Genomic DNA, 9,969 nt, shown 5'->3' on the forward strand with positions numbered 1-9,969 from the left:
ACAATTTTGAAATATTAATAAAAAACTAATTTTGTGTTAAAAGTCTCTTGCTATAACGCAAATTTATTGGGTTTATTGCACTTAATATTAAGTTAAAAAATTATTTTTACTTTTCGTAATAATTAGGCGCGACCAGCGTTATTCAAGTTAATGAAAAAGATTACCTTACTCTTATTGCTTATAAGCTCTTATGTTTCTTTTGCCCAACAAAGAGACAATGTAACTATTGAATGGATTGATAACTCCGGAATTTATTCGGAACAGGTCCAGATTAAGGCCCCTATTTTCAAATCATCCCGTTTTCAATTCGACTACGAAAAGAAAGCCGTCCTGTTTAATTTAAAAATTCCTGTATCTGGTTTTGCCGACGAAGGCAGCCTACAGATAACCAATATTGTATACGAAACTATTTCCCGCGAGCAGCTTGGCGATTTACGAATTACATCAATTCCTTCATCAATAGAAGCCCGCATTAAAAACATGAACAATTCTGCTTCACAGAAAGCTGTTTTGAGTCTGTCTCCTATAATTAAATCCGGAAATACATTCCAACGGGTTAAATCATTTACCTATTCCTTTTCGACAACAGCAAGTCGCGCCGGCAATGCCGCACGAAACTCCAACTTTGTCTATAACTCCGTTTTGAGTTCGGGAGATTGGTACCGATTCTATGTAGTAAAATCCGGTGTCTATAAAATATCCCGAAGCTTTCTGCAGAGCCTTGGCATGAATGTAGGTGCTGCTGATGCCCGAAACATAAAGATTTATGGCAACGGTGGCCGTATGCTGCCTTTACTAAACGGCACTTATTATCCGGAAGACCTTATTGAAAACGCAATTACCTTAGTAGGAGAAAGCGACGGTTCATTCGACAGTCAGGATTATATTTTATTTTATGCGGAAGGCATGGACAACTGGAATGAAGAAAGCCAGACCCATAATAATTTGTATGCAGACCGCTCCTATTATTATGTAACATCACAAGGTGGTCCCGGAAAACGAATCACTAACATGCCTGTTATTGCCGACAACCCTACTCTTAATGTATCAACTTTTGATGATTACCAATACCACGAATTGGACAAAACGAACATTGGACGTTTGGGAAGAAAATGGTTTGGGGAAAGATTCAATATCGAAAACGAACAAACTTTCGAGTTCAAATTTCCCAACATAGCCACAGGAACACAAATCAGACTGAGAACCAATGCTGCCGCCGCCGCATTTTCACAAACCTCGATGAGCGTTTCAGCCAATGGCCAGGATCTGGGCGCAATGACATTCCCGCCAACAAGCAGTGACGGCGATGTTGCTTTTGAAAGAGCACTGACCGGCAGTTTTCCTGCTTCAGAAAATGTGGCCGTAAAAATACAATATAATAATGGTGGGGTTCCCAGCGCAGATGCCTATCTGGATTATATCATTCTGGAAGCAAAAAGGAATCTTCAGGGTTACGGCAAACAATTCCGTTTCCAATATAATGATGCCGACCTTAATACGGGAGTAATCCAGTATCAACTTTCAAGCGCAGCCAGGATAACACAAGTATGGGACATTACCGATATATATAATGTACAAAAAGTAGAAAATAACGGAGCGGATGCTTTCTCATTCAAAGCCTACATGGGTGAAGACCGAAATTATATAGCGGTTGATGCTTCTGATTTTTATTCGCCTTTGAAAGATTCCAGAACACGCGTAGCCAACCAAAACCTAAAAGGCAGCATTCTGAAAAATGCTCAGGGCTCCTTTCAGGACCTCGACTACCTTATAGTAACACCTGCTTTTTTGAATTCACAGGCAGAGCGATTGGCCAATTTCCATAGAACCAACTCAAATTTAAACGTAAAAGTCGTCAATCTGGAAAATATCTATGAAGAGTTTTCTTCCGGCAAGCAAGACATTGGTGCCATTCGAAATTTTGTAAAATACATTTACAATAACGGTTCGATTCCTTCTAAAAAATTAAAATACCTGAACCTGTTTGGTGATGCTTCATTTGATTTCAAAAACAGGATTTCCAACAACACCAATATTGTTCCGGTCTTTCAGGCATTGAACAGCTTTTCGTTAGGAGGCTCTATTATGTCTGACGATTATTTCACGATGCTTGACGATAACGAAGGCACCATGCTACAGACCGGCTCGCAAGATATGGAACTTGCCGTAGGAAGAATGCTGGTCAGCGATTTAAAACAGGCAGAAGAAATGGTAACCAAGGTTATCGAATATCACGCTATTGAATCGTACGGAAAATGGAGAAACAACTTTGTCCTGATTTCTGACGACGTTGACGTAGCCTGGGAAAATTCCATCCAAACCGGAATTGATGCTTTGGGCGACCAGATTTCCGCACAGAAACCTTTTGTAAACGTAGAAAAAATACATACCGACTCTTATGTTCAGGAAGCTTCTGCCGGAGGTTTCCGTTATCCAAAAGCCCGAAAAGATTTTGTTGACGCCATAAATCAGGGAGCTCTTGTCTTTAATTATTTCGGACATGGTGGTGAAGATGGACTTGCCAAAGAGCGAATTTTCGAAAAAGCAGATGCCCAGAATTTAAACAATCGCTACAAATACCCGCTGTTTGTAACCGTAACCTGCGAATTTACAAGATTCGACAATCCTTACAGACCAACTGCAGGCGAGTACACTTATTGGAATCCTAAAGGTGGTGCCATTTCTATGGTAACTACTACACGACAGATAAGTGTAACGACCGGACAGGATATCAACGATGCCTTTTCAAGCGAATTGTATGGGTACGGCACAACAAATAACGTTCCTATTTCAGAAGCATTAAGAATTGCCAAAAACAACTACAATGGTTCTGCACTTATGGTTTCTTATGTGGGTGACCCGGCCATAAGGCTTGCTATACCAAAACCGACAATTGTGCTGACCAAAATAAACGACCAACCCGTTGCCGCCTCCACATTTGTCTTTAATGCATTGAGTCCGGTAAAACTATCCGGCGAAGTTAGAAATGTGGAAGGAAATACAATATTATCAAATTATAATGGTAGCCTGTCGGTAAATATTTTCGACAAAAACGTACAGAGAACCACATTTGGAAACGACGGAGTAACGGACAGCTCTGGTAACCTAATTCTAATGGACTTTATCCTATTGGGCGAAACCATTTTCCGTGGTAATGCTTCTGTCGCAAACGGGCAGTTTGAATTTAATTTTGTCGTACCAAGAGACATTTCAATTCCTGTAGGCAATGGAAGAATCAGTTTTTATGCCAAACGAAATCAGGGATTAGAAGACCAGACAGGATATAATACCGATATTAAAATAGGCGGAATCAACCCAAATGCTACGGCCGACAATATTGGTCCGAGAGTACGACTGTATATGAATGACGAAACATTTATATCCGGGGGCATTACTAACGAATCCCCTATATTCCTTGCTTTTCTGGAAGACGAAAACGGTATCAACACCGCCAGCGGTATCGGACACGATATTGTTGCAATTCTGGATGGCGACGAAAACAATCCCTACATCCTTAATGATTATTACGAAACCGAATTGGATAACCATACCAAAGGAAAAGTACGTTTCCCTTTCCGCAATCTGGCAGTAGGACTGCACACGATTACCTTCAAGGCATGGGACGTATATAACAATCCGGTAACGGCAGAAATACAATTCATAGTGGTGGGTGATGAAACGGTAACATTAAAAAATGTGCTCAATTACCCGAATCCATTTGTAAGTTATACCCAATTCTGGTTCACGCACAACCGTCCGTACGAACCTCTGGAAGTACAGGTACAGATTATCACGATTACAGGAAAAATAGTCAAAACAATCAATCAGGTAGTAACTACGGAAGGATTCCTTTCAAGAGAAATTACGTGGGACGGAAAAGATGATTTTGGAGATAAGATAGGTAAAGGAGTTTACGTTTATAAACTTACTGTCAAATCGACGCTGACCAATAAAAAAACAGAAAAATACGAAAAACTTGTTATACTTTAATAAAATACTATATTTGTTCAATTCAATTAATACCAATCTCAGAATGAAAAAAACCATATTATTTATTATCTGCATACTAGGACTCAATATAGCGAAAGCCCAGGATACAAACAGGGTCATCACAACAGGAGTACCCTTTCTTCTTATCGCTGGAGACGCCAGGTCTGCCGGTATGGGTGACATAGGAGTAGCCTCTTCCCCAGATGCTTATTCACAACAATGGAACCCGGCCAAGTATGCATTTTCGCTTGATAAACAGGGTTTTTCACTTAGCTATACACCCTATCTACCGGAACTTGTAAACGACATTTCCTTAAGTCAGCTGACTTATTTCAACAGAATTAGTGAAAGAAGTGCCTTTGCGGGAAGCTTACGTTATTTCAGCCTTGGAGTTATCGAATTCAGAAATGACAACCCTGATGACCCGGCCGTAGAAGTAAATCCAAGTGAATTTGCATTAGACCTTTCTTATGCCCTAAAATTAAGCGAAAGATTTTCAATGTCCGTAGCTGCAAGATATATCCGTTCTAACCTGAGACTGGCGCAGTTGAGCAATGATGCTTCTGCTGCAAGTTCTTTTGCTGTAGACATTTCGGGTTACTATCAGTCAGAAGAAATTGCTTATGAAGATTTCAACGGAAGATGGAGAGGTGGTTTCAATTTCCAAAATTTAGGTCCAAAAATCAATTATGATTTAGATGAATCTGATGAAGGTTCCAACTTCCTTCCTTCTAACTTAAAACTGGGAGGTGGATTTGACTTCATCTTTGACGAATACAACAAAGTTTCGATTAATGCCGAAATCAACAAGCTTTTGGTACCTACTCCTCAGAATCCGGATTTGAATGGAGATGGCGAGATTACTGATGTAGAAAGAGCACAAAACAATCAAGATTACCGTTCAATCGGATGGGTAAGCGGTATTTTCAAATCATTTGGAGATGCACCAGGCGGACTGAAAGAAGAATTAAAAGAAATTACCTGGGCTTTAGGAGCCGAATACTGGTATCAGGATTCCTTTGCAGTAAGAGCGGGGTATTTTAATGAAAGTAAAGAAAAAGGAGCCAGAAAGTTTCTTTCGCTTGGAGCTGGATTCAAATACAACATCGTAAAGCTGGATGTATCGTATCTGTTCTCAACTTCAAAAGTTAGAAACCCGTTGGAAAACACATTGCGTTTCTCTCTTAGCTTCGCGTTCGGAGATAAATATGATGAATATTAGTATATAATTTAAAGTCTAAAAAATCCAAATTGCTTTCATTAGTAATTTGGATTTTTTTTCCTCAAAACATTTATGAAACAAATCAACATTACGACCACATTCTCAGTATTCGACAACAAGGAAGAATTGCCTGAAGATGTAAAAAATCTGATGGAACAGGCCATTGAGATACGTAAGAAAGCCTATGCGCCTTATTCAAAATTCAGAGTTGGGGCGGCCATCTTTTTAGACAACGGAAAAATTGTTTTGGGTTCTAATCAGGAAAGCGCTGCATATCCGTCAGGCCTATGTGCAGAAAGAGTTGCTATCTTCCAGGCAGGAGCAATATATCCTGACGCGAAGATTTTGAAAATTGCAATTTCTGCCACGTCAGACGAAAAACCTGTCACCTCTCCTATCCCACCATGCGGTGCTTGCAGGCAATCCATATCAGAGTATGAATTCAAACAGGATTACCCGATAGAAATTTATTTTATGGGCGAAACAGGAGTAGTTTACAAGTCGGATTCGCTCAAAAATCTGCTCCCATTTATGTTTGATAAAAACTTCTTATAAAAAACCTAAAATTTACATTTTAAACTTTACTTCTAAGTTGGAATGTCTTATTTTTGCCTTTCGCAAATTTGTGTGAGGAAACTACTTTGCGTCTTATTATTTAGCAATTTACTGGCACAATAACGTTTACAAAAAACAAACAATGAAAGAAATTACAAAAGAAGTTTATTTGAAGTGGTATGAAGACATGCTGCTTTGGAGAAAATTTGAAGACAAATTAGCCGCTTTATACATTCAGCAAAAAGTAAGAGGATTTCTTCACTTATATAATGGCCAGGAAGCCGTTCTGGCTGGTGCTCTGCACGCTATGGATTTATCCAAAGACAAAATGATTACTGCCTACAGAAACCACGTTCAGCCAATTGGTATGGGCGTTGACCCAAAAGCTGTCATGGCAGAACTTTTAGGAAAAGTTACCGGAACTTCTAAAGGTATGGGAGGTTCTATGCACATCTTCTCTAAAGAAAAAGGATTTTATGGAGGACATGGTATTGTAGGAGCTCAAATCCCGGTTGGTGCAGGTATTGCTTTTGCTGACAAATATTTCAACACAGGTGGTGTTACCTTAACTTATTTTGGTGACGGTGCTGCCCGCCAGGGTTCTCTACACGAAGCTTTCAACATGGCAATGCTTTGGAAACTACCTGTTGTATTTATTGTAGAAAATAACGGTTATGCGATGGGAACATCGGTAGAAAGAACCGCAAACCATACAGATATCTGGAAATTAGGATTGGGCTATGAAATGCCATGTGGTCCTGTTGACGGAATGAACCCTGTAAAAGTTGCTGAAGCAATGCACGAAGCCATCGACAGAGCGCGTCGTGGGGACGGACCAACTTTCCTGGAAATGAAAACATACCGCTACAGAGGACACTCTATGTCTGATGCGCAATTATACCGTTCAAAAGAAGAAGTAGAAGAGTACAAAAAAATTGACCCTATCACTCAGGTTCTTGACATCATCAAAGAAAACAATTATGCCACTGAAGCAGAAATTGAAGCTATTGACGAAAGAGTTAAAAACCTGGTTGAAGAATGTGCTCAGTTTGCTGAAGACTCTCCGTTTCCTGATACGCAACAACTTTACGATGTTGTTTACGAACAAGAAAACTATCCTTTTTTACCTCATAAATTATAATCATTATGGCAACAAAAATCACAATGCCTCGCTTGAGCGATACTATGACAGAAGGAACTGTAGCCACATGGTTGAAAAAAGTTGGGGACAAAGTTAACGAAGGAGATATTTTAGCCGAAATCGAAACCGACAAAGCTACTATGGAGTTTGAATCTTTCAACTCCGGAACCTTATTACACATCGGGATTCAAGAAGGCGAATCGGCTCCGGTTGATTCTCTTTTAGCAATCATTGGAAAAGAAGGTGAAGACATATCCGATCTTTTAGCCGGCGGTGGAAGTTCTTCCGACAAAAAAGAAGAGCCAAAAGCTGAAGAAAAAACGGCTGAAGCTCCTAAAGAAGAAGCTAAAGAAGCTCCAAAATCTGAAACTGCTGCCTTACCTAAAGGCGTAGTAGTCGTGACCATGCCTCGTTTGAGCGATACCATGACTGACGGTACCGTAGCTACCTGGTTGAAAAAAGTAGGCGATAAAGTTAGCGAAGGTGATATTCTGGCTGAAATCGAAACCGATAAGGCTACAATGGAATTTGAATCTTTCAACTCCGGAACTTTATTACACATCGGAATTCAGGAAGGCGAATCGGCTCCGGTTGATTCTCTTTTGGCAATTATCGGACCTGAAGGAACCGATATTTCAGGTGTTGCTGAAAACTTCAAAAAAGGTGGTGCAGCATCTGCTCCTGCTCAGGAAGAAAAAGCAGAAGAATCTAAATCAGAATCTGCTGAATCTAAAGAAGAAACTGTAGAAACTGTTTCTGACGGAAGAAGAATCTTTATTTCTCCTTTGGCCAAAAAAATTGCTGAAGAGAAAAACATAAACATCTCACAAGTAAAAGGTACAGGTGAAAACGGACGTATCGTAAAGAGCGATATTGAAAACTTCAAGCCTGCCGCTGCAACTTCTCAAGCGCCAGCTTCACAAGAAACGGCTGCTAAACCTGAAACTACTGCTTCTGCTCCGGCTGTAAAACCATTTGTTCCGGCTGGCGAAACCTATTCAGAAGAAATCAAAAATTCGCAAATGCGTAAGGTTATTGCGAAGCGTTTGTCTGAATCTAAATTCACTGCTCCTCATTACTATCTGACAATTGAAGTTGCAATGGATGGCGCAATGGCTTCCAGAAGTACAATTAACGCATTGCCTGATACCAAAGTTTCTTTTAACGATATGGTTATCAAAGCTTGTGCAATGGCATTGAAAAAGCATCCAAAAGTAAACTCACAATGGAAAGATGATGTGACTGTAATCCACCATCACGTGCATATTGGAGTTGCTGTTGCTGTTGAAGACGGTTTGGTTGTTCCTGTATTAAAGTTTGCCGACCAATTGAGCTTGTCTCAAATTGGTGCTAACGTAAAAGATGTTGCCGGAAGAGCGAAAAACAAAAAACTACAGCCTGCTGAAATGGAAGGAAGTACCTTTACAGTTTCCAACTTGGGAATGTTCGGCATTACTGAATTTACGTCAATCATCAACCAGCCAAACTCAGCTATCCTTTCTGTTGGAGCAATTGTTGAAAAACCAGTTGTTAGAAACGGTCAGATTGTAGTAGGCAATACGATGAAAGTAACACTTGCCTGCGACCACAGAACTGTTGATGGTGCTACAGGTGCAGAATTCCTACAGACTTTGAGACAATATCTGGAAAACCCGGTTACGATGTTAGCATAAGCTAAACTCTTACTATAAAACAAAAATCCCGCCTTCTAAGACGGGATTTTTTTATTTTTAGCTTCTATCCAACGTGACATATATTCAGTGCTTCTTATTGTATGGTATTGCAAAATCTGACCTATAAAGTTCTTATTCCGATGCATCATTAAGTTATCCTTTAAGTCCAGAACCATCTCTATAAACGATTCCTTATACAGATTCTCAGCAAATTTATTCTTCAGCAGTTGTACTCCATTTTTTTGGGCATTACGCCAAAGATTTTCGTCTTTATAAAGTTCTATAGTATGGTGTGCGAAATCAGCCGGATTATCCATGATAAAGCCATTCCAAAGCCCATCCTTCTGCATTCCTTCAGCACCAATACTGGTTGTAACGCTAGGCGTTCCATATTCCATTGCTTCAATAAGCTTTCCTTTTATTCCCGCTCCAAATCGCAAAGGAGCTAACATAATCTTAGCTTTTTTTATTACTTCAGCAGCACTTTCCGCTCTGCCCATAATATGAAAATTAGATTTTGGATGATTTAACTCCAAAACCTTTTGTGACGGATAAGCACCGTAAATCAACATTTTAGCATCCGGAAGCCGTTTATGAATCAAAGGCCAGACAGCACTCTTTAAATATTGTACAGCATCCCAATTGGGCCCATGAAGGAAATTACCAATAAAAACAAAATCTTTTCGTTCTTCTAAAGGAACAAAATCTAAATTAGAATCGGCAAAAATAGGAAGATAAAACAATAAGGAAGAATCAATTTTAAACTCATCGACAAGGAGTTTCATTTCAAAATCAGAAATGATTAAAGATATATCACAGCGCAAAATACTGGCAATCTCTCTTTTTGCAGTATCAGAAAATAAATCGGAAATACTAAATTCTTTCTTGTTTTTAAAAGCATCCTGCCTCGCCAAGCGAAGAAAGTGAAGGTCCTCTGTATCCAGAATTTTTATAGCTTCGGGACAATATTTAGAAACTCTCCATCCAAACTGTTCTTCAATTATAAATCGGTCAAATAAGACAATATCGGGTTTTAAATTTTGGATAAAAGTATCAAAACTTTCGTCATTCAGGCTGATTTTGGTCTTTTGAATGGCTAACAATCCTAAATTAAATTCGTGTTCGCTGTCTTGTGCAGGACTGGCAAAAGTAATATCGTACGCTGCTTCTTTAAAAAGTTGTATTAACTGCAGCACCCTTCTTCCTGCTGCTGAAGAATTTGGTTCTGGAAATACCATACCAATAATCAAAAGTTTCTGCTTATCCATAATTACAAAGAAAACGTTTTTAAGCAAACCCTACAAAACAAAAAAGGGTTCCCTATTGGGAACCCTTTTCAAAGGAAGGCGGCGACATACTCTCCCACAGGATTGCAGTACCATCTGCGC

General features: G+C 39.5%; 6 protein-coding genes. 5 read left to right on the forward strand and 1 reads right to left on the reverse strand.

All coding sequences use genetic code 11. From position 1 onward, the window contains the following. Positions 1 to 150: 150 nt before the first annotated feature. From porU to ASG38_RS08340, 5 genes are all read left to right on the forward strand, one after another. Positions 151 to 3,990, forward strand: a complete 3,840-nt coding sequence (porU, locus tag ASG38_RS08320; protein ID WP_056069047.1) for a type IX secretion system sortase PorU — start codon at positions 151 to 153, stop codon at positions 3,988 to 3,990. A gap of 43 nt (positions 3,991 to 4,033) precedes the next feature. Next, entirely contained in the window at positions 4,034 to 5,212 is a 1,179-nt protein-coding gene (gene porV / locus ASG38_RS08325; RefSeq protein WP_056069050.1) for a type IX secretion system outer membrane channel protein PorV, read from the forward strand. Between the two features lie 72 nt (positions 5,213 to 5,284). Next, complete coding sequence (gene cdd / locus ASG38_RS08330; protein ID WP_056069053.1) at positions 5,285 to 5,767, forward strand: cytidine deaminase; 483 nt, start codon at positions 5,285 to 5,287, stop codon at positions 5,765 to 5,767. Between the two features lie 142 nt (positions 5,768 to 5,909). Beyond that, positions 5,910 to 6,908: a pyruvate dehydrogenase (acetyl-transferring) E1 component subunit alpha gene (gene pdhA, locus ASG38_RS08335; protein ID WP_056069056.1), complete on the forward strand. Its 999-nt coding sequence runs from the start codon at positions 5,910 to 5,912 to the stop codon at positions 6,906 to 6,908. 5 nt (positions 6,909 to 6,913) lie between these two features. Further along, on the forward strand, positions 6,914 to 8,581 hold the full coding sequence (locus ASG38_RS08340; RefSeq protein WP_056069059.1) for a pyruvate dehydrogenase complex dihydrolipoamide acetyltransferase: 1,668 nt from the start codon (positions 6,914 to 6,916) through the stop codon (positions 8,579 to 8,581). 35 nt (positions 8,582 to 8,616) lie between these two features. Here ASG38_RS08340 and ASG38_RS08345 read toward each other — a convergent pair whose 3' ends face one another. Next, positions 8,617 to 9,849: a glycosyltransferase family 4 protein gene (locus ASG38_RS08345; RefSeq protein ID WP_056069061.1), complete on the reverse strand. Its 1,233-nt coding sequence runs from the start codon at positions 9,847 to 9,849 to the stop codon at positions 8,617 to 8,619. Between the last annotated feature and the right edge of the window lie 120 nt (positions 9,850 to 9,969).

It is taken from the genome of Flavobacterium sp. Leaf359, from assembly GCF_001423985.1.
Lineage (GTDB): Bacteria > Bacteroidota > Bacteroidia > Flavobacteriales > Flavobacteriaceae > Flavobacterium > Flavobacterium lindanitolerans.